Source organism: Epilithonimonas sp. (assembly GCF_056329745.1).
In genome coordinates this window covers 126,347-147,759 of record NZ_JBWEYV010000005.1, presented here as the reverse complement: position 1 = coordinate 147,759, position 21,413 = coordinate 126,347, and the positions used below count along the sequence as shown (strand labels likewise).

27 protein-coding genes and 1 pseudogene are annotated in these 21,413 nt (G+C 33.5%); 18 read left to right on the top strand and 10 right to left on the bottom strand.

Annotation, left to right across the window (positions count from 1 at the left end):
* Positions 1-508: 508 nt before the first annotated feature.
* Positions 509-1,081, bottom strand: coding sequence for a helix-turn-helix domain-containing protein (locus AC00Y6_RS05720; protein ID WP_474489657.1), 573 nt, complete (start codon positions 1,079-1,081; stop codon positions 509-511).
* A 77-nt stretch (positions 1,082-1,158) separates the two neighbouring features.
* Between AC00Y6_RS05720 and AC00Y6_RS05715 the strand changes: the two genes are divergently transcribed.
* Positions 1,159-1,395, top strand: coding sequence for a hypothetical protein (locus AC00Y6_RS05715; RefSeq protein ID WP_474489656.1), 237 nt, complete (start codon positions 1,159-1,161; stop codon positions 1,393-1,395).
* Between the two features lie 194 nt (positions 1,396-1,589).
* Entirely contained in the window at positions 1,590-1,889 is a 300-nt protein-coding gene (locus AC00Y6_RS05710; protein WP_474489655.1) for a hypothetical protein, read from the top strand.
* Positions 1,890-1,925: 36 nt separating this feature from the next.
* Here the strand turns inward: AC00Y6_RS05710 and AC00Y6_RS05705 are convergent, their stop codons facing one another.
* Positions 1,926-2,273 (bottom strand): hypothetical protein, encoded by a 348-nt coding sequence (locus AC00Y6_RS05705; protein ID WP_474489654.1) that lies wholly within the window; start codon positions 2,271-2,273, stop codon positions 1,926-1,928.
* A 105-nt stretch (positions 2,274-2,378) separates the two neighbouring features.
* On the opposite strand from AC00Y6_RS05705, the gene AC00Y6_RS05700 reads away from it, so the two are divergent.
* The 16 genes from AC00Y6_RS05700 (at position 2,379) to AC00Y6_RS05625 (ending at position 13,505) form a co-directional block, all read left to right on the top strand.
* Positions 2,379-4,445, top strand: a complete 2,067-nt coding sequence (locus AC00Y6_RS05700; RefSeq protein ID WP_474489653.1) for a hypothetical protein — start codon at positions 2,379-2,381, stop codon at positions 4,443-4,445.
* 45 nt (positions 4,446-4,490) lie between these two features.
* Positions 4,491-5,426, top strand: coding sequence for an AAA family ATPase (locus AC00Y6_RS05695; RefSeq protein ID WP_474489652.1), 936 nt, complete (start codon positions 4,491-4,493; stop codon positions 5,424-5,426).
* 2 nt (positions 5,427-5,428) lie between these two features.
* Complete coding sequence (locus AC00Y6_RS05690) at positions 5,429-6,076, top strand: hypothetical protein (protein WP_474489651.1); 648 nt, start codon at positions 5,429-5,431, stop codon at positions 6,074-6,076.
* The gene (locus tag AC00Y6_RS05685; RefSeq protein ID WP_474489650.1) at positions 6,073-6,429 is read left to right on the top strand and encodes a hypothetical protein; all 357 of its coding nucleotides are present in this window, start codon (positions 6,073-6,075) and stop codon (positions 6,427-6,429) included. Before AC00Y6_RS05690 ends, AC00Y6_RS05685 begins: the two co-directional genes overlap by 4 nt.
* 1 nt (position 6,430) lies before the next feature.
* On the top strand, positions 6,431-6,727 hold the full coding sequence (locus AC00Y6_RS05680) for a hypothetical protein (RefSeq protein WP_474489649.1): 297 nt from the start codon (positions 6,431-6,433) through the stop codon (positions 6,725-6,727).
* An 18-nt stretch (positions 6,728-6,745) separates the two neighbouring features.
* Positions 6,746-7,072: a hypothetical protein gene (locus tag AC00Y6_RS05675; protein WP_474489648.1), complete on the top strand. Its 327-nt coding sequence runs from the start codon at positions 6,746-6,748 to the stop codon at positions 7,070-7,072.
* Positions 7,047-7,472, top strand: a complete 426-nt coding sequence (locus tag AC00Y6_RS05670; RefSeq protein WP_474489647.1) for a hypothetical protein — start codon at positions 7,047-7,049, stop codon at positions 7,470-7,472. Before AC00Y6_RS05675 ends, AC00Y6_RS05670 begins: the two co-directional genes overlap by 26 nt.
* Before the next feature lie 17 nt (positions 7,473-7,489).
* Entirely contained in the window at positions 7,490-7,834 is a 345-nt protein-coding gene (locus AC00Y6_RS05665; protein WP_474489646.1) for a hypothetical protein, read from the top strand.
* Positions 7,835-8,101, top strand: a complete 267-nt coding sequence (locus AC00Y6_RS05660; RefSeq protein WP_474489645.1) for a hypothetical protein — start codon at positions 7,835-7,837, stop codon at positions 8,099-8,101.
* Positions 8,102-8,120: 19 nt separating this feature from the next.
* Complete coding sequence (locus AC00Y6_RS05655; protein WP_474489644.1) at positions 8,121-8,336, top strand: hypothetical protein; 216 nt, start codon at positions 8,121-8,123, stop codon at positions 8,334-8,336.
* A 142-nt stretch (positions 8,337-8,478) separates the two neighbouring features.
* Positions 8,479-8,754: a hypothetical protein gene (locus tag AC00Y6_RS05650; RefSeq protein WP_474489643.1), complete on the top strand. Its 276-nt coding sequence runs from the start codon at positions 8,479-8,481 to the stop codon at positions 8,752-8,754.
* 107 nt (positions 8,755-8,861) lie between these two features.
* Entirely contained in the window at positions 8,862-10,532 is a 1,671-nt protein-coding gene (locus AC00Y6_RS05645; protein ID WP_474489642.1) for a tape measure protein, read from the top strand.
* Positions 10,533-10,541: 9 nt separating this feature from the next.
* On the top strand, positions 10,542-11,540 hold the full coding sequence (locus AC00Y6_RS05640) for a hypothetical protein (RefSeq protein ID WP_474489641.1): 999 nt from the start codon (positions 10,542-10,544) through the stop codon (positions 11,538-11,540).
* Positions 11,541-11,542: 2 nt separating this feature from the next.
* On the top strand, positions 11,543-12,319 hold the full coding sequence (locus tag AC00Y6_RS05635; RefSeq protein WP_474489640.1) for a hypothetical protein: 777 nt from the start codon (positions 11,543-11,545) through the stop codon (positions 12,317-12,319).
* Positions 12,320-12,321: 2 nt separating this feature from the next.
* Positions 12,322-12,954, top strand: a complete 633-nt coding sequence (locus AC00Y6_RS05630) for a hypothetical protein (protein ID WP_474489639.1) — start codon at positions 12,322-12,324, stop codon at positions 12,952-12,954.
* Between the two features lie 305 nt (positions 12,955-13,259).
* On the top strand, positions 13,260-13,505 hold the full coding sequence (locus AC00Y6_RS05625; protein ID WP_474489638.1) for a hypothetical protein: 246 nt from the start codon (positions 13,260-13,262) through the stop codon (positions 13,503-13,505).
* A gap of 52 nt (positions 13,506-13,557) precedes the next feature.
* On the opposite strand, the pseudogene AC00Y6_RS05620 reads toward AC00Y6_RS05625, so the two are convergent.
* From AC00Y6_RS05620 to AC00Y6_RS05585, 8 genes and pseudogenes are all read right to left on the bottom strand, one after another.
* Positions 13,558-15,366 (bottom strand): annotated as a pseudogene (locus AC00Y6_RS05620) (VirB4 family type IV secretion system protein); the annotation flags it as partial.
* Positions 15,338-15,652, bottom strand: a complete 315-nt coding sequence (locus tag AC00Y6_RS05615; RefSeq protein WP_474489637.1) for a DUF4133 domain-containing protein — start codon at positions 15,650-15,652, stop codon at positions 15,338-15,340. The gene AC00Y6_RS05615 and the pseudogene AC00Y6_RS05620, both read right to left, overlap by 29 nt.
* Position 15,653: 1 nt before the next feature.
* The gene (locus tag AC00Y6_RS05610) at positions 15,654-15,974 is read right to left on the bottom strand and encodes a DUF4134 domain-containing protein (RefSeq protein WP_474489636.1); all 321 of its coding nucleotides are present in this window, start codon (positions 15,972-15,974) and stop codon (positions 15,654-15,656) included.
* 122 nt (positions 15,975-16,096) lie between these two features.
* Positions 16,097-16,630 (bottom strand): hypothetical protein, encoded by a 534-nt coding sequence (locus AC00Y6_RS05605; RefSeq protein ID WP_474489635.1) that lies wholly within the window; start codon positions 16,628-16,630, stop codon positions 16,097-16,099.
* Between the two features lie 46 nt (positions 16,631-16,676).
* Positions 16,677-17,327 (bottom strand): ParA family protein, encoded by a 651-nt coding sequence (locus AC00Y6_RS05600; protein ID WP_474489634.1) that lies wholly within the window; start codon positions 17,325-17,327, stop codon positions 16,677-16,679.
* Positions 17,328-17,385: 58 nt separating this feature from the next.
* Positions 17,386-18,876, bottom strand: coding sequence for a relaxase/mobilization nuclease domain-containing protein (locus AC00Y6_RS05595; RefSeq protein WP_474489633.1), 1,491 nt, complete (start codon positions 18,874-18,876; stop codon positions 17,386-17,388).
* Positions 18,866-19,225: a hypothetical protein gene (locus tag AC00Y6_RS05590; protein ID WP_474489632.1), complete on the bottom strand. Its 360-nt coding sequence runs from the start codon at positions 19,223-19,225 to the stop codon at positions 18,866-18,868. Before AC00Y6_RS05590 ends, AC00Y6_RS05595 begins: the two co-directional genes overlap by 11 nt.
* 4 nt (positions 19,226-19,229) lie before the next feature.
* Positions 19,230-20,468, bottom strand: coding sequence for a hypothetical protein (locus AC00Y6_RS05585; RefSeq protein ID WP_474489631.1), 1,239 nt, complete (start codon positions 20,466-20,468; stop codon positions 19,230-19,232).
* Between the last annotated feature and the right edge of the window lie 945 nt (positions 20,469-21,413).

Below are 21,413 nucleotides of genomic sequence, written 5' to 3'. Positions count from 1 at the left end.
AAAAAAAACAAAAAGTCTTTTTTGTACAGTTTACTACAGTATCTGTACATTTTTTACTTTGAGAAGTACAATTGCAAGAAGCTTTACTACTGGTAAGGCTTTTTTAATGCCTAAAAAGCCTGTATTTATCAATAATTGTGGGAATTATAGTTAACAATATTATCTGCGAAATAAAAGGCTAAAAAAAATGATTAAACAGAATTTACAAAAACTTATTTTCACATACAATTACATTGAAAATTATTATTAGGGGGATGTTAGGGGGATTGTTAGGGGGAAATTTTGTTTGATTTTTAGCTCTTTAAAATTGGGCGTAATAACATAAAACCACTAAAAAAAGCCTTAAAACAGGCTTGTGAGTGGAGTGTAATGACATTTGTTATCAAGTTAAACGATTTTAAACTGTTGATTATCAATTATTTATAATAATATTTTTTATAGATTGTTATTTGGAATGCTTTCTAAGTACTTTTTGATCTTGAATGAGCAGATATTTTTTGATTAATATCTAACTATCACGAAGGATTTCATCCATATTATAACTAATATCAATATCAAGTATTTTTTCTGCTCTGCGCATAAGAGTACCATTGAATCTAAATAGACTAATCTTTATAATCATCATCAAAGTTTCAAAGTTTTCTAAAGAAATTTTAGTTTCCCCCGTGGTTATACCATTTAGAATTCTCCTAATGTCTTTGAACTTTCTTAATTCTTGTTTTTCCTCTTTGCTGAACTTATAATTTCGGCTTTTAAGAATAGAGCAAATAAAATATAGCATTTTCATATTATCATCATAAATTATTCTTAAATCATTAAATTTTAAAAGAATATCGCTTTTATTCAAAAATAAAGTGTTATCCGTTTTTTCCACATTAGTCACAATGTGATTATCAGTTACATTTTTTGCGATTAAATCAACATTAAATTCTTTATAAATCTTTTGTAACAATTCAGATGTTGGATTGTTCTTTTTTGTTTCTATCTGTGCTATTACTGCACGACTTACACCTAGTTTACTGGCAAATTCAGTTTGTGTTAATTTTAGTTGATGTCTAAGGTCTTTTATTTTTTCGTTCATATATAGTGTATTTTTAAAATACTTTTTGTAATATTGCAATACAATTGTGTTTTTAAATAACAATAAAGTACAAATATATGGAAAGCAACAAGAAAATCAATGAATTAAACAAACTACTACCTAGAGGTTCATATTTAGAAATTTCAAAAAGGGCAAAAGTATCTCCTAAAACAGTTACCAATGTAATGGAAGGTAAAAAATGTAATCTTTTTAGTATGATGAAAGTAGTAAAGGAAGCTGAAAATCTTTTAGCAGAATATAACGAGATAATGGGAATCGAAACATTAAAATCTGCTACAGATGAAAAAGCTTAGAATCACAATCAAAAAATTTCTACTGAGACAAATGAAAAAAGAAGTAATTCCTTTTGAAGATAATGGTAGATCAACAGAATTACATTGCTATAGTTTATTTGGTTCGTGTATTAAGATCACACAGTTTGCGAGACCAGTAGAACCGAATGATGAGCAGTGCGAATACTTAGGAATAATCTAAAACAAATATAACTATGCAAAAAATTGAACTAAAAATCGACGGTGAAAATTCCCACCACCAAAGCTGGATGGATAGTATTAAAAGGAATAAATACGGCAAAAATTATATTGAGTTGGAGGTCTTAAACTATACAGACTTAGGTAATAAAATAACGTCCTTATTAACAGTCTGCCGTATTGCCTTAGAAAACAACGATATAAATAATTACAACGCTGAATTGGATATATGCAATGTTTTAGACATCGCTTCTAAATTAATTCCACTAGCTGAACTAGAATTGTTGGATAAAATGGCGGTAAATCCTGAATCATAATTAAACAACCCAAAAAAATGAAAATAGAAATTAATATCAATCTGCAAGATGGTACTCAAAACTTGGAAGAATGCCATTTCCATAAGCAAGATTTACAAAAAGTGATTTTAGAAGCTCTATCCGGTTGTATAGAAGTTCCAGACTATTCAACTCAAAGTAAAAGTAAAGGTTTAGCGACCATACTTCATCAAAGGTGTAAGTGGCTTGATACGGTGGGTCAGATGTTATCAGAGAAGGAAAAAGGTCACCGCCATCAATCAAAAAGCGGTTCAGAATCTCTTGAATCGTGCTTTTTACATCAGACAGCCAGTCTTGTACAAATTCTTTCTGCTCATGTAATTCCACACCTGGAGCGGTAATATTACAATAAAAATCGACTTTCATACCTATTTTTTAGCAAATGTAATGAATGTCAATAAAAACACGATAAAGTAAAATCTCGGGATTTGCTTTTAAAAAACTAGGAGACTACAGATAAACTGTAAAACTATGCACAATCAAGTAAAATCTTATCAATATCACAATCATACGCTTTCGATCCCCGCAAAGCTACTCTATGAGGATTGGGGAGTTTTTAGCTATGAAAGCTACAAGAAAAAGTGTCAAAACAAGCAAATTGTAAGAACAAAAGAAGGTAAGGGAAAAGGTAACGAAGCATTAATCAGCTATCACGATTTACCAGAAAGTATCAAAGCGATTTGTATGGAAAAACTAGGATATTATAAAGATGTGATGGTAGTAAATAATTTGGAGACCGAAATAGTGCCAGACGTCAAAGCAATAGATTTCTTTGCTTTTCACACCAGACCAGATGGGGGAAAACTAGAGCCTACAGACCAAATAATCAGATACAACTCTTGCAGAATTTTAAATGCTATCAAAAGAATATTGCTGGACAGAAGGCAATCTGTAAAAGTTTTTGGAAAAAACAGGGTTAAAATATGGCAAAATATTTCTGATGCTGTAAATACGTTGGATTTCGTAAAGTATGACCATAATCTACCAAGGAACGCACAGAGCCTACAACGTAAATATAACAGGTATTTGGAAGAGGGTTATTCTGCTTTCATCCACGCTAACGAAGGAAACAAGCATACTGCAAAAATCTATAGCAAGGAACAAAAGGCAATGATAGAATATCTATTATCACATCATAATAACCTCGATAATCAAGCGATTGCAGACCTCTACAACACAACGGCAAACGCTTTGGAATGGGAAAATATATCATCGTCATCAGTAGGTGTTTGGCGTGAAAAATTGGATTACATTACGTATAGTGGTCGCCGTGGCGGTAAGGAGTTCGATAATAAAAAAGCAATGCAGCATAAGAGAAAAGCGCCTAGCATGCCTTTGTTATTTTGGACGGTTGACGGTTGGGATGTTGAGTTACTTTATAAAAAAACTGCCATTAATGATAAAGGACACAACATTACAACATATCATAACAGACTTAATGCAGTAATGGTTCTTGATCCACATACAAAATATGTTATAGGTTATGCCATTGCAGAAAATGAAAGCCCGGATCTGATTAGAAAAGCGATGAAAAACGCTTTAAATCATACAGAAGAGTTATTCGGAAAAACTTACAAGCCACACCAGCTACAAACGGATAATTACCAGCGTAAAAAATTGTTTGACATCTACGAAGCTTCTACAAAAATTTACACGCCTGCAAAGGTCGGAAATGCAAAATCTAAGACCATCGAACCTTTTTTCAAATGGTTTAATAAAAAGCATTTCCAAGATAAATTGTTACAAAACTGGAGCGGTCATAACATCACAAGTGAAAAAGAAAACCAACCAAACAGCGAATATCTGACAGCAGTAAGGCATCAGTTCCCGGATAAAGAAGGATGTATCGCCCAGATCGAAAACGCTATTGCAAATGACAGGGCAGAAAAAAGAGAAAAATATATTGAATCTTGGCAGAATATGCCGGAAGAACAAAAACTGGAAATGCAGATTGTTGACTATCTAAGATACTATGGCGAAACAACCGGATTTACAAACAAACTTACAGGTTCCGGACTTACGCCAACACTTTTAGGAAAGGCGGTTACTTATGACAGTTTTGATGTTAATTTCAGAATGCAGGCACATAATGACTGGTGTGTTTTCTACGATCCGGAAGACCTCACAAAAGTTTTAGTAGTTAATGCCAAATCCGATAAAAACAGCAAGCTCAAAGAGATTATAGGCACACAACAATTTATTTTGGAAAGTAAGCATATTGGCGCAATGGCAATTGCTGAACAGACAGAAGCCGACATACAAGCAAGAACCCGGATTAATGATTTCAACAAATCAAACAGAAAAATGATAATTGACAGACAGGCGGAACGAAACCAGATAGTGAAAGAAACTTTGCTAAGTAGTGATAATAAAGAATTAGATATTCTTAAAAAACATCTTATCCCAGATAGTCAAGGACAGCATAAAGATAGAGTTATTGTAGCAAAAACAGTCAAAGAGATTGCCCCACAGCAAAATTTTGATGTAGATGACGATGAGCCATATACAATAAGTACCGATTATTTAGACGAGTTGTAAAAACCCATTTAAAACAACTTTAAACATCTTTTAAAATTATTCAAAATGAACCGTAACGCAATACTTCAACACATAGAACTTTGGGCAAAAAAACTAGGCAGTTATTCCAAAGTAGCCGAAAAAGCCGGCATAAGTGATACAGCACTTAGCCAGTTAAAAAGTGGGAAATATGGAGCTAATGAACAACAGTTGTTGCAAAAGATTGCATCCGCTTTGGATTTTAAAGAGCAGTCCTGGGTAATTGTTCCGGAGATAAGCAACTACAAAAAAATAAAATCATCATTTACAGGAGCAAAAAATGAGAGTATGTGGATTATGATTTCCAATAAAGCAGGAAGCGGAAAGACAGGAACCTTACAGGATATTTTTAATAATGATGTTACCGGATCAGTATTTTTTATACAGGCAGAGGAATGGAGCGGACGGCAATTTCTATTACAACTCATAAAAATGACAGTAGGAGAAAATGTTTTGAAAGGAGTTTATAAACCAAACACTTTACTGGTACAACTCATAGCTGATTTTTTTAATGAAAAACAGTTTTCTAATCCGGTTCTTATGATAGATGAAACGGACAAACTTAAACCAAATGCTTTAGGTGTATTAGTTCCATTATTTAATAAAACGGAGGATAGGTTGGGATTGTTGGCTTGTGGAACAGAAAACCTTGAAAAAGAGATTAAAGCAGGTGTGAGGCTCGCAAAAAAAAGATATGATGAAATAGACAGTCGTTTCGGTCGAAATTTTTTAACTCTCAACGGAATTACAGAAGAGGAATGCGGACTGATTTGTTCTGCCAACGGTGTCAATGATGCCTTTACACATTCTCAAATCTGGATGGAATTAGAACCCATTAAAAAAGTAGTAAAAGTAAAAACGGCAACTGGAGAAAAAGAAAAGCAGGTCTATTTTGCTGATGACCTTAGAAGACTTAAAAGAATAGTGAAAAGAGAATTATTAAAGATGAAAAATTTAGCATAGTAATGAACAAGGAAGATAATTCGATAAAGGTTCCACCCGCCTACTCTTATTCCGATATTGAAAAAATGAAATTTAACACCCTTCCTTTTGAAGGTGTTTGGAGACAATTGATAGGTGAACCAGAGATCGCAGGAAGCTGGATAATTTGGGGAAAGTCTGCCAATGGAAAAACGAGATTTGCGCTACAATTAGCAAAATATCTGGCAGGATTTCAAAAGGTATATTACAATACACTGGAAGAGGGTTTGAAATTAAGTTTTAAAAAAGCCCTAGAAGCAAGTAATATCAAAGCAGTTGGAAGTAAATTTTGTTTTCATAAAGAAAGGCTGGAACAAATGCGTGCTAGACTAAACAAAGATAGGAGCCCAAATATTGTAATTATTGACAGCTTACAGCACTTTAGAATCAGTATTGCAGACTATCATAGTCTTTTAGAGGATTTTCCCAAAAAGCTTTTCATTTTTATAAGCCACGCGAATGGTTCAGAGCCAAAAGGAGAGCTGGCAGATGAGATCAGATACAACTCGGATGTAAAAATCAGAGTTCATCAATTTATAGCTTCTCCAGTAGAGACAACGAGATATGGAGGTTCAAAGCCTTACACAATTTGGGAGCAAGGAGCAAATAATACAGAATTAAAACTTAAATGATAATTAAAAAACTTATAAAATCCGGAATCTGTTTTTCTGTAATGAAAAGTTACAGCAAATTAAAAAAAACAAGTAGTCATAGATATTCAGAATACGAGCTACTTGCACTAATGGAAGATTTTAATGATTTAGAAGAGTACGGATTTGAGACCAATCAAAACACCTCTGAATGTCCTCCTAGCTGGCTTAATCCTGATGGCGTAATATCAAAAACTCTTACAAATGAAGAGATTAATGAATTTCAAAAATATTTCTCACATTTTATTGAGGTTTATAATCATCCTAGTAATGGAAAAGTATTTGAGTTGAAAAATTTTTCATTCAAAAAAATGTACAGCAAAACAAAATATTAATATGAAAAATGAAAGCGTAAAAAAAACCAGACAAGCAGAATTTGAAAAGCATCGGCAATCTGGGCTTAATCAAAAACAATGTGCAAAATTATTAGGTTTAACCGAAAAAACGGTTGGAGGTTATGAAAAAATTAGAAAAGAAAAAAAAATAAAAAAACTGGCTGAAATAGATGATCTGATTTTAAGGTTAAAAAAGAGGGCTGATGATCCCAAGATAAATACAAGTGATTTGATAAACCTTACCAATAAATTAGAAAATCTTTTCACTAAGAAAGAAAATTTGCAGAATCAATTTTAGAATTAAAAATCAGATATAATGAAAAAGAAAAAAACAAAAGCAGATGAGACCGATATTTTTATTAAGAATATTAGGTCAGAATTTTGCGAAAAATTCGGATGGACGGAAGAATATTATAGCGAAAAGGAATTTAAAAAGGCTTTTTTGTGGATAGAATATCATCGTCTTCCTGATCAGATAACCTACTCCAAAACATTTTGGAATTGGTGGAAACTAAAATCGGCACTGATAAATGAAGAATCAATTATCCGTGGAGAATTACAACAAGTTCATTTTGATGAAATAAGACCATATCCACAAACTTTAGATCAGATGTATAATGAATCACTCACTTCTACTACATAAAAAACTGTACAGCCTTTACAAAGAGAGAGGTTTAACAGAAAACAGAAGAGAAATTGTGTATAATTTCACTAATGGTAAAACAGATAATAGTTCAGAGCTTACAACAGACGAAATAATCCGCTTAATTAATACTTTAGATGAAGGCAACCAAAGAAATACGGTTTCTCAAAAAAGACCATCTAAAACAATTAATAAGTTATTTGCATTATGTTACGATTATGGTTGGAAATATTTTGACACAAATAAAAATAAGTTCGTTGTAAATGTAGAATTATTAAATAATTGGCTTATAAAATATGGCAAATATCATAAGACTTTAAATGAACATTCGCCTTACGAATTAGGAATAGTGACCAGCCAGTTTGAAAAAGTGGTCAACAGTCTTCTAAAATCATTTTAAACGCTATTTAAAATCTTATGAAACAGAATACACAAAATACAGTCACCGCAATAAATATTAATGCACTAAGCCCAGATAAACATATAACAAATGATAGTATTGACCAAGAAGGCGGAAAATTATTTGTATACACCTCATTTACTGGTTATGATGAACTGTTATCAGAAATTAAAACGCTGGCAACTGTGATCGAAGTATTATCACTTCACTCTTGTGCTACAGATCAAGAAAATTTGGATATGATTAGCACAGTTGCTAGGGTGATACATAAAATGACACCAGACATGGGTTTCATTGACGATCTTTTATTTCAATCAGGATCATCAAATCAAAATTTTAAACAAGTAAAAGACCTTTTATAAATGGATAATACAAAAATTCCCAACACAGAAAATAAAGATTTGAAAGCAATTCTAGAACAATTGCATGAATATTTTTTAGTAGGAAAATCTCCTGAAGTTATTGCTTTAATTATTAGAAGATTTCAAAACGAGGCGATGAAAATGTATTTGGATGTCGATAAAGTTAAACACTCCCAAAGATTGGATAAAGATTGGATAGCGCATGGTAATTTTATTTTAACTGAGATATGTGAGATACTTAATCCTTATTTTAACAAAGATTTATAAAATAAAAAGCTTAATTATTATGACTGATTTAGAATTATATGAAAAACTAACCCGCCGGGATTATTCAGGAAGCGAGCAAGATCAATATGCCCAATGGTTGGAAACGCTCTTCTTTAAATTGCCAAAAGATGATTTTTTTAAAATATTGAAGCAATCTGAAAAACAAGGAAAAAAAATAAAAGCAAAATTCCCATATGCTGAGGAGTTTACCCTTGACACGTTGTTTCTAGAATAAATCCATACAGTTCAAATACTGTTTTAATAATTTTAAAAAAACGTTTTTACTTGTAGTAAAAACGTTTTTTTTATCTCTATTATCTATTGATTTACAGTTCTTTAATGTTGTTTTTATTATTGACGTAGTTTAATTTTGTGATATGGCATACCATACTGGAAATTACATAAAAAGAGCAGGTTTTATAGTATCTGTTTATAATTTATATAATGATGGGATGACACCTGATACAGAAATTGTTTCTATTCATTTTCCGAAACATAATATTTTTATTAGTTACAGGCAATGGATGAATATTAAAGGAATCACAATTCCCAGAGAGCTTATCTCAGATGGGAAAATAGTTACAACCTATGAAAGGCTTGTAGATGATTTTAAGGCTAAATCTGAGAAACAATTGAAGTTTACTTTTAATTAAATACAAAACCTGTGAGTAATATAGTTGAGTTTGTTGTAAAAATGAAAGACATGATGAGTGGTGGCTTAGATAAACTTAGTAACACCTCGCAATCTTCTTTTTCAAAAATGGCTCAGCACGCTGACCAAATGAATCGCAGAAATAAAATTCTTGGACAAAGTTATGATGAGTTGCAAAAGCGAATTAAAGAGACAGAAAACGTAATCCGCACTTCTACTGTCACTAGTCAGATTTCCGCTGCAAAGCGTGAACTTGCAAGTCTTCAAAGAATGTCTGGGAAACATCCGGGGAAAATTAACGGAAGCGAAAATAATAGTGGTAGTTCTTCTGGTAGTTTTTCCATAGGGGGAATGGCAGTAGGTTCCATGTTAGGAGGTTTTGCGGTTCAAGCAGGAACAGCATTGCTTGGAGTAGTAAAAGATGGTATAGGAGCTGCAATTGCCGGAAGTATGGCCAAAGAACAGGCAGTTACTGGGCTTTCTACTTTTTTGGGGAAAGAACAGGCATCTGCAACATACGCCAACATCCGAAAAGATGCTGAAATTTCGCCTTATGGTACTGAATCTCTATTAGGCGTAAATCGGGCTTTAATTTCTGCTGGTCTTAATGCAAAGGATGCTCGTGAGGACACAATGAACCTTGCCAATGCTATTGCGGCAGTTGGCGGCGGTGATGCGGAGCTGAGCCGTATGGCCGCCAATATGCAGCAAATAAAAACGGTCGGAAAAGCCACGGCAATGGATATTAAACAGTTTGGAATGGCTGGCGTTAATATCTACGAAATGCTGTCTAAAAGTACAGGCAAATCTATTAACGAGGTGAAGGAGATGGATGTGAGCTATAACGAACTAGCGAAATCACTTGCAATGGCAAGAAGTCAGGGAGGAATCTACGCAGGCGCATTAGAAGCTCAGGGGCAAACAATGGCCGGGCGTTGGAATGCCGTAAAGGATATGGCAGAAAATGGATTGGTTGACCTCGGTGATGCGATGAGCCCAATCATTATACAGTTTCTTGATCTTGGTCAAAAGGCTTTGAGTTTTGTGAGTCCTGCAATTCAAAAGATAACGCCCTATATACAGCAGATTTCAAATTGGCTTAGTGTTTCATTAGGATATGTAACAAATTTAATCTCTGGAACAGGAGGATGGATGGAATATGTTAATATTTTAATGGATGTGCTGGGGAGTGTCTGGAATATACTTAAGAGTGCTTTATCAACTGTTTTCAAAATAAGTTTTGGAATACTCGATTGGTTTTATAAATCTCAAATAGTTAAAGATATTTTAAAAGGTATTGGTTGGCTGCTAGAAAAGGTCATTCTTCCTGTTATTGGTTTAATTGGGGACGGTTTATTATGGGTTTGGGAAAATGTTTTGAAACCGATTTTAGAAGGTCTGGAAGCGGCTTATAAATGGGTGAAAGAGTTGGTTTCTGGTGATGAAAATCAATTAACCATAGAAGCTAAAAAAACAATCATCAACAAAGATGATCCAAATTCTCCTACTCCGTCTTATCAGGCAGATTTAACAAGATTCAAGGATAAAGGCATTATTGGCGATACTGGAGAAAAATCGAAAAAGAATAGGGATGCATCTAAGAAAACTGGAGATACTATTTCGGGTGGTGGTCCCAGGACGATCAACATAACTCTAGGAAAATTTTTCGATACCATCCAGTTCACCACCATGAATAATAACGAAAGCCGTGAGGAAATTGAAAAGTTATTAATGGAAATGCTAGGGAGGGTTTTGTATAATGGAGGTAAGTTAGCTTAATTCTTTTCTATGGCATTTCATCTAACCAGTAATATTACGATAGCTAAGGTTCCAATAAAGCCAAATAAAGTGGTTTGGAAAACGGATGTAGGCAATTTTGTAGATACCTGCACAATCAGTATACCAAGAAAAACATATTTGGAAAATGGTGAAAACAGTACATTAGATCTTGATTTATCATTATCAGATCAGAAAAAGACTTTTTACAAGTTCAAAGAAGGCGAAAAAGTTGAAGTTTTTCTAGGTTATAATGGTAAAAATGAAAGGCGTTTTTCTGGCTTTATTAAAAGGATTAAGACCGGTATACCTGTTGAGCTAGAATGCGAAGGATATGCTTTTCAATTGTATGAACCTATGTTTAGTAAAACATATTCCGTAGTAACGGTAAAAAAAATATTACAAGACTTAACAGCCGGTACTGATATAAAACTTTCAGAATCTATTCCAGAAATCCCGTTAAAAAATGTAAGATTCAAAAATGCAACTGGAATTCAAGTTTTAGAATATTTAAAAAAAGAAATTCAACTGTCTGTCTATTTCAATTTTGATGAGTTGTATGTCGGAACCATGTTTGGAAAACCTCAAGGCAAAATAAATCTAAAGTTAGGTTGGAATACTATAAAAGACGATGATTTCCAACAACGTGTCCTGGATAAGAATGTACAAATTGTTGTAAAAGAAAAAAATGACAAAGGAGAAGTCAAAAGAACAAAATCCGATGTACAGAAGTACAGTAACCAGAAACAATTAAAAATAAAATCTGACATACCTTCAAATTATTTGAAAGAAATAGTTAATAGACTTCAAACCCAGGAGAATTATAAAGGTTATGAAGGGAGTATAGAACTTTTTTTAATTCCATACGCTACAAAGGGTATGACCGCTAATATAAATGGAGGAATTTTCAAAGAAAAATCAGGAATCTATTTCATCCAATCCGTTCAGGGCGAATTTGGTATGAGTGGTGGACGACAGACAGTTCAGCTTGGATTTTTAATGAACAAATAATTATGAATACAAAAAAAATAAATAAAGAATTCTGTATAACAGATAATACTGTAAACGTCTATGAATATAGATGTCTTACTGAAGGATTAAATTTAGATGAAGTTAAGAAAAATCCAATAGGATATTTTAATCATGGCACTTCTGAATTTCCAAGAGATGCCGGGGTTTTAGTAAAATGGGAAGATTTTAGATTGGATAAAGATAAAGTTTTCGCAAAACCAGTTATTAATCTTTCTCATCCCAGAGGATTAAAAACAGTTAATGAAATTGAATCCGGTTTTTTAAATGCAGCTTCCGTTGGTAAAATTGTCGTTTTGGAAGCGTCTAATGATCCCAAATTGAAAATGAAGGGGCAAACAAAGCCAACTGTTACAAAGTGGTTTCCTCGTGAGATTTCGTTGGTTGATATTCCTGGTAACTACAATGCTTTTGCAAATCTATTTGATAAATCAAATAGTGAACTTAATCTAATTGATATTGAGCGTTATTTACTTGAAAAAGATATTGAGACTTTAGACAAATCAAAAATATTGAACGCATTGAATTTAACTGATGGTAATGAGGAAATAATTATTGCAAAGATTCAAAATTTAATGGCAATGTCTTACAAATCCTCTCAATTAGAAAAACAATTAAAAGACCTTACAGAGGGTTCCGAGTATAAAAATAAGACTTGGGATGATTTATATAGCTCTGATGAATTGGAGACAGTCAGACAAAAATATCCTAAAATTTACGAAGATAAAAGAAAAGCGAAATTCCCTAACTTAAAAATATAATTATGGCAGATTTTCAAAAAACAAAAGTAAAAACCAACTTGCAAGAAGTTGAAAACAAATTAACAATTTACAAAGGCAGAACTCAATACTACCAGAAAGTCATAGACATGGTAAAAAATGTAAAGCCAGATTTTCAATTTGGAACAAACGATTTGAGTGTAATGTTTAGTAATCCAAAGAAATATTTTGTAAATAAACTAATCACAGGACCTACAACTATCGCCGGAATTCAACTTAGTAAGGAGAAAGTATTTGAACTACTCTCAGAGTCTGAAAGCCTAAATGAGATAGTACAATACATTCAAAAATTAAAAGGAAATAGTCCTAACACAATAGATTATTCTGAACGTGATTTAGGTTCTTATACGGCAAATTATAGAATCGGCGAAAATGACTTAGTTGTTTTCTTGGAAAGTGATGTTAAAGCAGATTTGGAAAATAGATATTCGATTTTTGTGAAAACACAACGCCAAAAAGATGCGCATGATTCTTTACAGATAATTTGGGATGAATTGAAAAAATTGCAAGGAGTTTATCAAAGAAGTCAAATGAAGTTTATAGAAGAAAATTTCATTTGGAGTTATGATGGAAATATTCAAGATGTTGAATATAATTACCTTCATTCATTAGAGTAGGCATAGTTTTAATTTTTAGTTTTGGAAGGAGATTAATATTATATTGATCTCCTTTTTTCATGTTTTTTAAAAATAAAAGGTGCTAAAAAAACACTTTAGATATGAATTTTAATGGTGTTTTCATAATAATGAAAATTAGTAAATTTGCAAAAGAGGATCAAGGATTGAGCTTCCTAAACAGATGTATTCAATACCTCACAGAGACTGTTAAATACTTATAACAGTCTCCTTTTGCTAATTGTGGGAATAAAACTAACAAATGTTTAAATCTGTTTTAAAATAACTTTAAAAACTATTAAAAAAAAATGACTAGTAAAAATATTGCCTTAAATTTTGCAAAAGAAAAAGGATTTGCTTCAGTTGATTTTCAGGAGCAATGGGATGGGTTTGATGTATATATTGCGCAGTCTGAAGGTAAAGTACTAATTATTGGTTATCCTTTTTTTATTTTGGTTAAAGACGGAACTGCACGAGAGTATAAAAACTCTGAATTATTTAAACTGATGCATTTCGCCGAGCTTCCTTCCGATTATACAGAAAAGCTCTCTTAGTATTTTTGATTTTTTGTTTTAGGATTTAGGATTATTTGTTTTGGCGATTATACTTTCTTCCGGCATCTTTCACTTCATCAGAACTTGCATCAAAGGTGATTCCCAGAATATCGTAGTACGTGCGTTTTCCGTTGGATTCATTCTCATATTCGGCATAAATGTCTGCTTCATGAATGTTATATTTACCTAAATACAGAATTAATTCTTCCGAGCTTTTATTTTCATACCACTGCGTTCCCGAATTAAAGTATTGGTGATAGTAAGACATCAATACATTGTCCAATATGGATTTTTGTGCTGATGACATGGAAGCATCGGGACCTTGCCAGATAAGAAAAATCAAATTGGTTAAAAATTCTATTTTTTCAATATTGAATTCTTTTTTATCCATCAGGAAAGGATTCATGGTAATCGGTTTTTCTTCAGTGTACTGAATGTATCTTCCGCCTTTGTATTTACACGTTCCGGAATAAGAATCTCCTGTGTCAACAATCACGACATCATAATTGTAGGTCAAATATTGCTCAATGATATTGTTCATCAGGAATGATTTTCCCGAACCTGAAGGACCTAAAACAAACTTGTTTCGGTTGTTGATTCTTCCTGTTTTCATGGGTAAATCTGAAGGATCTACTTTTAATGGAATTCCTTGTCGGTCTGTAAATCTCAGATAGAAATTAGATTCTTCGTTCACGGGGTAACTTTCTTTAAAAAAAAAACACAAGGCTGCTTCGCTTGTCGTCATAAATAAATCATACTCCCTGAGTTCGGTTCCGTTGCCCGGAATTGCTGCCCGAAAGAGTTCCAGCTGGTTATAAGCATTCTTTGAAACAATGATTCCTTTTGTGAAGAGCTTATTTTCAATCAGGGACTGTATCCCTTCCATTTTTTCCAGAGTGTTTGTTGAAAATAGTAGCGAAAAATGAGCATTAACCACCAACTGTCTGTCAACAGCTATGTTATGAAGCAGGGTTTCAATTTCTTCTGCTATAATTGCATTGGAAGGAGAATTGTTGGCTGCGCCTTCATGCTTTTTTTTCTTTTTGTCGAGTTCCCTTTGCTGCTGTGCCTGCGGTGGAATGGTAATGACCTGATTATAGATAATCGTTTCGTAATCTTCCAGTTCATTAATAAAGGTAAAGTTATCAACGGCTGTTTCTGCGGCGGCTCCATTTCCTCCCAATAGGGAATAGGGTTCTATTTCAGAAGGAAGATCAATATTCTCTACATCGACGTAAGAAATGTTTTTAACGAATCGGTTTCCGATTTGGAGATATTCATTAGTCGATTTAATATTATCAAATGATGGTACATCCGAAAACTTCATGGACAAAACTCCGGAAATGTAATATTCAAAATCTTTCTCGAATAAAAATTCAGGTTCGCAATTTTCCTGTTTTAAAAGCATCCATACTTTTTGACATTTGTCCCGAAGCTCTTTATAGCTTTTTTCAGAGAACCCATAATGCTTGTTTTTCTTTTTTAGCTTGTCATCCACAATGTCAGTAAACAGCAATACCGTTTCAATGGTTTTAAAAAGTCTTCCGTCAAAATGTTCTGAATATTTTTGTTGTAGAAATTGGTTGGATGGTTCTGCTGCATATTTTTTCTTGCTGAAAATATCGAGTTTTTGTACAATTCTTCCTTCTCCAATAATGGATACTACCTGATTGAGAACCGTATGGAAATTCAGATAATTGTCGGGATCTGCTGAATATTGCTCTACAACATTTTTTATTCTGATTCCTATAATTGGATTTCCATATTGCCCAAATAATACGTCAAAATCCCAACCGTAATCCTTTCCATAATCGTAGCCGATAAAGGGAATATTAAATGCCTGTTTTTTTTGTAGTGCCATTTTTTGAAAGTCTTTTATTGTTTACTCTTTTTGGAAAGATTAAAACCTGATCGAAATTTTTGGTTTTATCATACAGACCATGTTTGTCCTGCCTTTTGAAGATTAAATAAATACCACCTCCGGTTACGGCAAGTCCTAATAAAGAGCCTAATAGACCGAATTTGGATAATACAAGCGCTGCGATGACACCACTTCCGATGACTCCCACTGCATAAAAAATGTATTTTCCTTTGAGTCCGAAGAATACAAGGGGTTTTTTAAGCCCCTTGTAGAGATAGAATCCCATATTAGGCAAAGAATGCAGTTACAAATTCCGGAACGACAATGAGGAAGATCATTGCTCCTCCATACCCTAGGATTTCCTTGTTAACATCCTGGTCGCCATTCGTCCATTTGTTGTATACTCTAAGACCACCGATGAAACCAACCAATCCTCCAACGGCTTTTAGGATTAGTTTTATCGGATCCCAATAATCCCGAATATCACTGGCTGCATTTGAAATTGCCGTCGCACCTCCTTGTGCAAAAACTGGAGTAACGGCTAAGAGCATGACGAAAGCCGTAAGGGCTTTTTTCATCATCATGTGTTTTTTGAATTTTTGATTCATAAAAAATGAAATTTTAGAAGGTTAATAATGAATTGAATGTTTAGTTTTAGGCGTAGAATTCCCCGCAACGGTATTTTAAATCGTTGTAAATAATATTGTTAAGTATTGTTTGTGTTTCGGAGTTACATCATGGATTGATACGTTTTAAATCCGTCTGTATTGGCAATAAGCTGCACACTGGTTTCCGCAAGATTGAGCATTTGATGCCATTTGTTTGTATTTAATTTCTGAATGGGTGATATAGGTTCCTCATGATGCTGGTTCTGATTCTTTTCTTCATTTTTTGAAAGAGAAGCTTCTGCATTTTCAGGCGTATTTTCAGTTGATTCTTCTTTGTTATCAAAATCATCCATGTTTTGTTCAGATTCAAATTTTTGTCTCCAATATTCCACGTCCTGTATTTCATCAGAATCTCCGTGGGATGTCGGGATGAGTTCTCTTTTGCTGAACGATTTTGGGGTATTGAGATTTTCTACATCTTCAATATCGATTTCCTGTACTTCATCTTTGTTACTTTCTGCAAACTCGCCCAATGAAAATTCTTCTGTTGTATCGTTCTGAACCGTCTTTTCTTTTTTCAGAAAAAGGTCATAAACGATATTTCCGATATAATAGAGTAGGTAAGCTCCTAATAGGATCAGTGAGTATTTTAACATATCTATTTTGGTTTTAGTGAATTTTTTTTAGTTTTTGTTTCGGGGCTTATAATGTGATTTCCAATATCTCATTGATATATTCTAAGAGTTCATTAAATGGATTTTTCACTGCATATTTCTGTTCAAGCGTCAGTTTTCTGGTGTTGATGGTTTGCAGGCAGTTTCTTTTGAAAACAGGATTCTTCAACAGTTTTCCATATTTGGTGATTTCAATATCCATTCCTTCCTGATTCAGATATTTATAACCTTTATCATATTTTGATCGGATAAAAATCCGTTCTGACTGACTTTCTAAAAGTCCTAAGAGATTAACAAATACTAAAGTTGATTTTGCGGATACATCGGAGTATTCAAACGGAATAACGATAACATCACTATAAATCAACAAATCGCTGTATTTCGCATCTAATGTTCCTGCCAAGTCAAAGAGGTTGATTTCATCACTTTCTTTCAAATTAATGAGTGTTTCAAAATCTGCAAAAGGTTGTTCATCCTCTTCGCCAATGATCTCCACGTTGTATAATTTAGGAAGGTCCAAAAATTCGTCTTCTTTCCATTTGTGATAGAATGATTTTTGATAATCAAAATCGAAAACATTGATTTTCCTTTCCGATAGGGAAGAGATGTAGTTCGCAAAAGCGATAGCTAATGTCGTTTTTCCGGTTCCTCCTTTTTGGGTTGCAAATGTGATAATCATAGGTTTTAGTTGATGGTTGATGGTTGTCAGTTGTCGGCTCAACCAACAACTACAAGCTTTATCTCCTCTTTTTTCTACGTTTTTTAAGTTCGTCTTCCGCAGGATCTTTTGCCGTTCCTGAACTCTTCATCAATTCAAATAGCATTTCGTTTACAGCTTTATTTAATTCGGTTTTTTCTTCATTTTCAGATCGGTTTTCATTGGTTTGAATTGGATTTAGAAATTTTTGATATTCTTTTTCTCCGATTAATGACCGAAGGTCTCCGATGTAATGGAATCGGGTATGAACCGCATATATTTTTCCATCTTCAGCTTTTGTTATTGAAATATTTTTATCCTTATTTTGTTTGATAAAATCCTTTACTTCAAATTGTACTTTCCGGTAGGTTTCCAGATCTTTTTTTCCTTTGTTCTCAAAAAGCATAAAATCTTTAATTTCTGCTTTGGGATATCTACTTTTCAAAAATTCCAGCAGTATCTTTTTTGAATCCTGGTTGAGAATGTTGTAGTCTTTTATGATTTCAAAAAGTTTCTTATCCAATTTTTCGGAAGTGAATTCAAATAAATCATTCATTTTCATGATCTCACTTCCTTTGTAAACACACCCTGTTTTGTGGTCGATTACCGTATAGCCGAAAGGATTTTGATCTTCTTTGCTGTGAAAAATCACATCAATCCCGAATACATCTCTTAGCTTTTTCTGTAGTTCGCTTTCAAATTTAATTTTGGGTTTCCAATCTTCATTTTGCTTTTCTGTAGGAAGCATCGATTCTTGCTTTGACTCGTTTATCACTTCGTCGAATCTTCGATTTCTTCTGTCTTCCACTTTAAAAACTTTATTGGAATACAGTTCTTTGTATTTACTCGCAATGGCTTTAATTTGTTTGGTTCTGTTGTCACTTTTTATGTTATCAAAAACAATCTGCTTTCCTGATATAGTTCGCTGAATAACTCCGTTTTTTAAAATGTTAAAAGAGTTTTCATCACTTGTGTTTTTGCTGAGTTTGTAACCATTCCTATTGAGCAGGGTTTCTAATTGATGGAGCGAACTTATCTTGAAGTTTAGCAGATTGTTTAATTTTTTTTCCTCACTGATTCCGTAGAGCTTTTCTATGACGTTGGCTAAAGCTTTTTGGGATTTCAGTTTCTCATAACTGTCATTTATTTTCTTACCGGTTGATTTATTAACTCTGGTCGATACGATGTGAACATGGTTGTTTTCCGTATCGTTATGAAAAACCACAATGAAAGGTTGTTTTTCATAGCCCATTTCCTGCATGAAATGTTCCGCGACTTTTGTCAATTCTTCTTTGGAATACTCTTGAAATTTTGTGGAAATTACAGCGTGGAATTGTGGCTTTTTTACTTTTTCGCTTTTAGAAACCGATTTAAAATAATTCCGAACCTGTTCTTGGCTACTTTCTTCATTGATAAAGGAAGGGAAGTTTTTCATCAGCATCAGTTCTCCGGTTCCTTTCTCCACTTTCTTATCGTTGTATTGAACCCCGTGAAAGCTTGCGCTTGCAGAACCTAACATCTTAACGATCATCAGCAATCAGAGAGTAGATTTTTATGAAAATTTCATTCTGTTGCTTTTTCAGTTCAATGACGGTTTTCAGTTGCTCTTCGAAATGGATTAATTCTTTCCCTCTGATAAATTTTTGTCCGTTTGCTATTTTTGCTACTTGGTTGATGTTGTTTTCAATCTTTGCAAAGAGGTTGTCTTGTTTTTCAATGAACGCTATTACTTTTTTTCTCTCATCATCCATCATTCTGTTTTCAACCGAATTGATGATTAGACTGGTAAGGGAAATGTTCTTGGTGGTGCAGATTTTTTTCCAGTTTTCCTTTCTGCTTTTTTCGATTCTGATTTTTATCTCTTCCTCCTTAATCTTCACGTCATTATGGATTTGACCATTGCAGATTTCCGTCAATGCTTTTTAAAATATAAGTCCCGTTTTCCGGCGGTTTTGGAATGGAAAACTTATCCTCAAATCCGAATGTACCGTCTGGTTTTGCAATTACATTTTTGGTGTAGGTTACATCAGAAGTCAGATAAGAAGGATTGACCATAAATCGCCCGTTGATTTTCAACCATCTCTGAACGAAATCCCCGATAATCAGTCCGTTGGTCCAAGAAGCACTTAAATCAACAGTATTTTCTGTTCCAATCGATTCGGAAGGAACAAGACTTGCATTGCTGTGTATGACCAATCTATTATTTACTGTTTCTATGGTAGTTCCCGTATTGCTGTGTCCTGCCCCTGTTCCGATGAACACGTTGTTTTCACCTTTGACATAAACTCCGGTTTGAGCACCTAGCATCACGTTTTTGCTCTCTGAAGTAATGGATTGCCCTGAAGATTGCCCGATAATCGTATTATAACTCCCTGTGTTCAAACTGTGCAAAGCCGACTGACCAATGGCAATATTTTTATATCCGGAAGTCAGCTTTGAAAAGATTGAATTTCCAAGTCCTATGTTTACGTTTCCGGTAATAATTTTATCGGTATCGGAATAATCGTATCCCGAATAATGACCTATAAAAGTGTTGTATGCTCCGGTGGTTACTCCGTTCAGGCTATAGCTTCCCATAGCGACATTTCCCGTAGCAGTGGTAATATTCTGCAATGCTCCGTATCCGTAAGAAAGATTGTATACCCCAGTATGTATGGGATTCATATTTCCGAAAAACATCGAATAGGTCTGTAAATTCATACCTAATGCTCCGTCTCTGGTGGGGTTGGCGGTGCTTCCTGAAAAAGTGATGTACCGAGAACTATAATTTCCTCTGTTAGTTACGGTTTCTAATGTGTTCCAATCGAATGGTTTCCATTTTTCACCATCGAAATAATAGTATCCCTCTTTGGTTACTTCAACGGTTTTCGCTGTTGTATCTGTCATTGCCAATCCTTGTATTACATGCACAAAAGCTCCTTTCTGATCGTCTGTATATAAGGTATCTCTGCTTTTCAGCTCACTGCCTTTTAATCTCGGAGCGATAATGCCTTCAGGTTTTAATGGCAATGCAGGATTGACCGTTACATCGAGTGTGGCTTTTGGTTCGGTGTTGTTGATTCCTACCTGCCCCTGAACAACTATGGTTATAAGCGGTAGAAAAAAATAAATCAATGTTTTCATTCTTTTTTTGAGTAAAATTTCTACTGCAAAATTGAAATATCAAAATGGGGAAAACAATAGTGTTCAAGAAACTTGGGTTAAATACTAAACCTTTAGATTATTCTGAAATTTTAAAAGATTAAAAAAGAATAAATCGGATTATTTTAGAATCTTAAACCTTATTTTCAGTGAAAACAAAAAAACAAGTTCCGCTGTTTTTTCCCTTTTTGCAAAAAAGCAAGAGGGTCTTTGTTCTCTAAAATTTTGAAAAAATTTGTGGGAACAAAGACACATCTTGCTATAAAATTATTCTGATTTTTAAGAGGTCTTAAAAGGCATTTCTAAAGGCTATTTTGTGTATGTTTTGAACTTTTTTGATATAAGTTTGCTTTGGAAAGGAAAAATAAGGAAAATGGTTTTAATGTGGTGAATTTTTTTATGCATGTTCGTAATTGAGGTGATGCTAGCTTACGCAGGTTAGAAAATAACCTGTGACTAAATTACTCACGTTATTGAAAAAGATGAGTTTATTTGGGGCAGGTTTTGGAAGGAAGATGATTTCAAAAAACTTACAGAATATTCAAAATGGTTATGATTTATATTAATATTAGGTGCACCTTTTTTAATCACGTAGGTTGGAAACCACAGACTGAATTACGCAGGTAATAGAGAAAATTGGCTTTATTTGATGCTGGCTTATTATGTTTACTTAGAGTTTAGTTGTGCATGTATTATTTAGATTTATTCAAAACTTGTATCTTTGTTATCCAGATAACTTTATTTTGGCAATAATGTGAACAAGAATCGGAATGCGAACTTATATTTTGCGTACAATAAAAATTGGAAGTATGATTTTCTGAAATTGAATATTTTGTAAGAATAAATGGATAATACTTTGTATAATTTATCAACAAAACATATTTCAATTGAAATATCAATAACTTAAAAGTCAGTATAGTTTAAAAT

What these genes read in the sequence shown, in the direction of transcription:
- AC00Y6_RS05675 (WP_474489648.1), top strand. Translation starts at nt 6,746, where the DNA reads ATGAAAAAGAAAAAAACAAAAGCAGATGAGACCGATATTTTTATTAAG.
- AC00Y6_RS05595 (WP_474489633.1), bottom strand. Translation starts at nt 18,876, where the DNA reads ATGATCGTTAAGATGTTAGGTTCTGCAAGCGCAAGCTTTCACGGGGTT.
- AC00Y6_RS05610 (WP_474489636.1), bottom strand. Translation starts at nt 15,974, where the DNA reads ATGAATCAAAAATTCAAAAAACACATGATGATGAAAAAAGCCCTTACG.
- AC00Y6_RS05640 (WP_474489641.1), top strand. Translation starts at nt 10,542, where the DNA reads ATGGCATTTCATCTAACCAGTAATATTACGATAGCTAAGGTTCCAATA.
- AC00Y6_RS05645 (WP_474489642.1), top strand. Translation starts at nt 8,862, where the DNA reads ATGGCTCAGCACGCTGACCAAATGAATCGCAGAAATAAAATTCTTGGA.
- AC00Y6_RS05625 (WP_474489638.1), top strand. Translation starts at nt 13,260, where the DNA reads ATGACTAGTAAAAATATTGCCTTAAATTTTGCAAAAGAAAAAGGATTT.
- AC00Y6_RS05715 (WP_474489656.1), top strand. Translation starts at nt 1,159, where the DNA reads ATGGAAAGCAACAAGAAAATCAATGAATTAAACAAACTACTACCTAGA.
- AC00Y6_RS05720 (WP_474489657.1), bottom strand. Translation starts at nt 1,081, where the DNA reads ATGAACGAAAAAATAAAAGACCTTAGACATCAACTAAAATTAACACAA.
- AC00Y6_RS05635 (WP_474489640.1), top strand. Translation starts at nt 11,543, where the DNA reads ATGAATACAAAAAAAATAAATAAAGAATTCTGTATAACAGATAATACT.
- AC00Y6_RS05650 (WP_474489643.1), top strand. Translation starts at nt 8,479, where the DNA reads ATGGCATACCATACTGGAAATTACATAAAAAGAGCAGGTTTTATAGTA.
- AC00Y6_RS05655 (WP_474489644.1), top strand. Translation starts at nt 8,121, where the DNA reads ATGACTGATTTAGAATTATATGAAAAACTAACCCGCCGGGATTATTCA.
- AC00Y6_RS05665 (WP_474489646.1), top strand. Translation starts at nt 7,490, where the DNA reads ATGAAACAGAATACACAAAATACAGTCACCGCAATAAATATTAATGCA.
- AC00Y6_RS05605 (WP_474489635.1), bottom strand. Translation starts at nt 16,630, where the DNA reads ATGTTAAAATACTCACTGATCCTATTAGGAGCTTACCTACTCTATTAT.
- AC00Y6_RS05615 (WP_474489637.1), bottom strand. Translation starts at nt 15,652, where the DNA reads ATGGGATTCTATCTCTACAAGGGGCTTAAAAAACCCCTTGTATTCTTC.
- AC00Y6_RS05710 (WP_474489655.1), top strand. Translation starts at nt 1,590, where the DNA reads ATGCAAAAAATTGAACTAAAAATCGACGGTGAAAATTCCCACCACCAA.
- AC00Y6_RS05700 (WP_474489653.1), top strand. Translation starts at nt 2,379, where the DNA reads ATGCACAATCAAGTAAAATCTTATCAATATCACAATCATACGCTTTCG.
- AC00Y6_RS05585 (WP_474489631.1), bottom strand. Translation starts at nt 20,468, where the DNA reads ATGAAAACATTGATTTATTTTTTTCTACCGCTTATAACCATAGTTGTT.
- AC00Y6_RS05685 (WP_474489650.1), top strand. Translation starts at nt 6,073, where the DNA reads ATGATAATTAAAAAACTTATAAAATCCGGAATCTGTTTTTCTGTAATG.
- AC00Y6_RS05690 (WP_474489651.1), top strand. Translation starts at nt 5,429, where the DNA reads ATGAACAAGGAAGATAATTCGATAAAGGTTCCACCCGCCTACTCTTAT.
- AC00Y6_RS05630 (WP_474489639.1), top strand. Translation starts at nt 12,322, where the DNA reads ATGGCAGATTTTCAAAAAACAAAAGTAAAAACCAACTTGCAAGAAGTT.
- AC00Y6_RS05670 (WP_474489647.1), top strand. Translation starts at nt 7,047, where the DNA reads ATGAATCACTCACTTCTACTACATAAAAAACTGTACAGCCTTTACAAA.
- AC00Y6_RS05705 (WP_474489654.1), bottom strand. Translation starts at nt 2,273, where the DNA reads ATGAAAGTCGATTTTTATTGTAATATTACCGCTCCAGGTGTGGAATTA.
- AC00Y6_RS05680 (WP_474489649.1), top strand. Translation starts at nt 6,431, where the DNA reads ATGAAAAATGAAAGCGTAAAAAAAACCAGACAAGCAGAATTTGAAAAG.
- AC00Y6_RS05600 (WP_474489634.1), bottom strand. Translation starts at nt 17,327, where the DNA reads ATGATTATCACATTTGCAACCCAAAAAGGAGGAACCGGAAAAACGACA.
- AC00Y6_RS05695 (WP_474489652.1), top strand. Translation starts at nt 4,491, where the DNA reads ATGAACCGTAACGCAATACTTCAACACATAGAACTTTGGGCAAAAAAA.
- AC00Y6_RS05660 (WP_474489645.1), top strand. Translation starts at nt 7,835, where the DNA reads ATGGATAATACAAAAATTCCCAACACAGAAAATAAAGATTTGAAAGCA.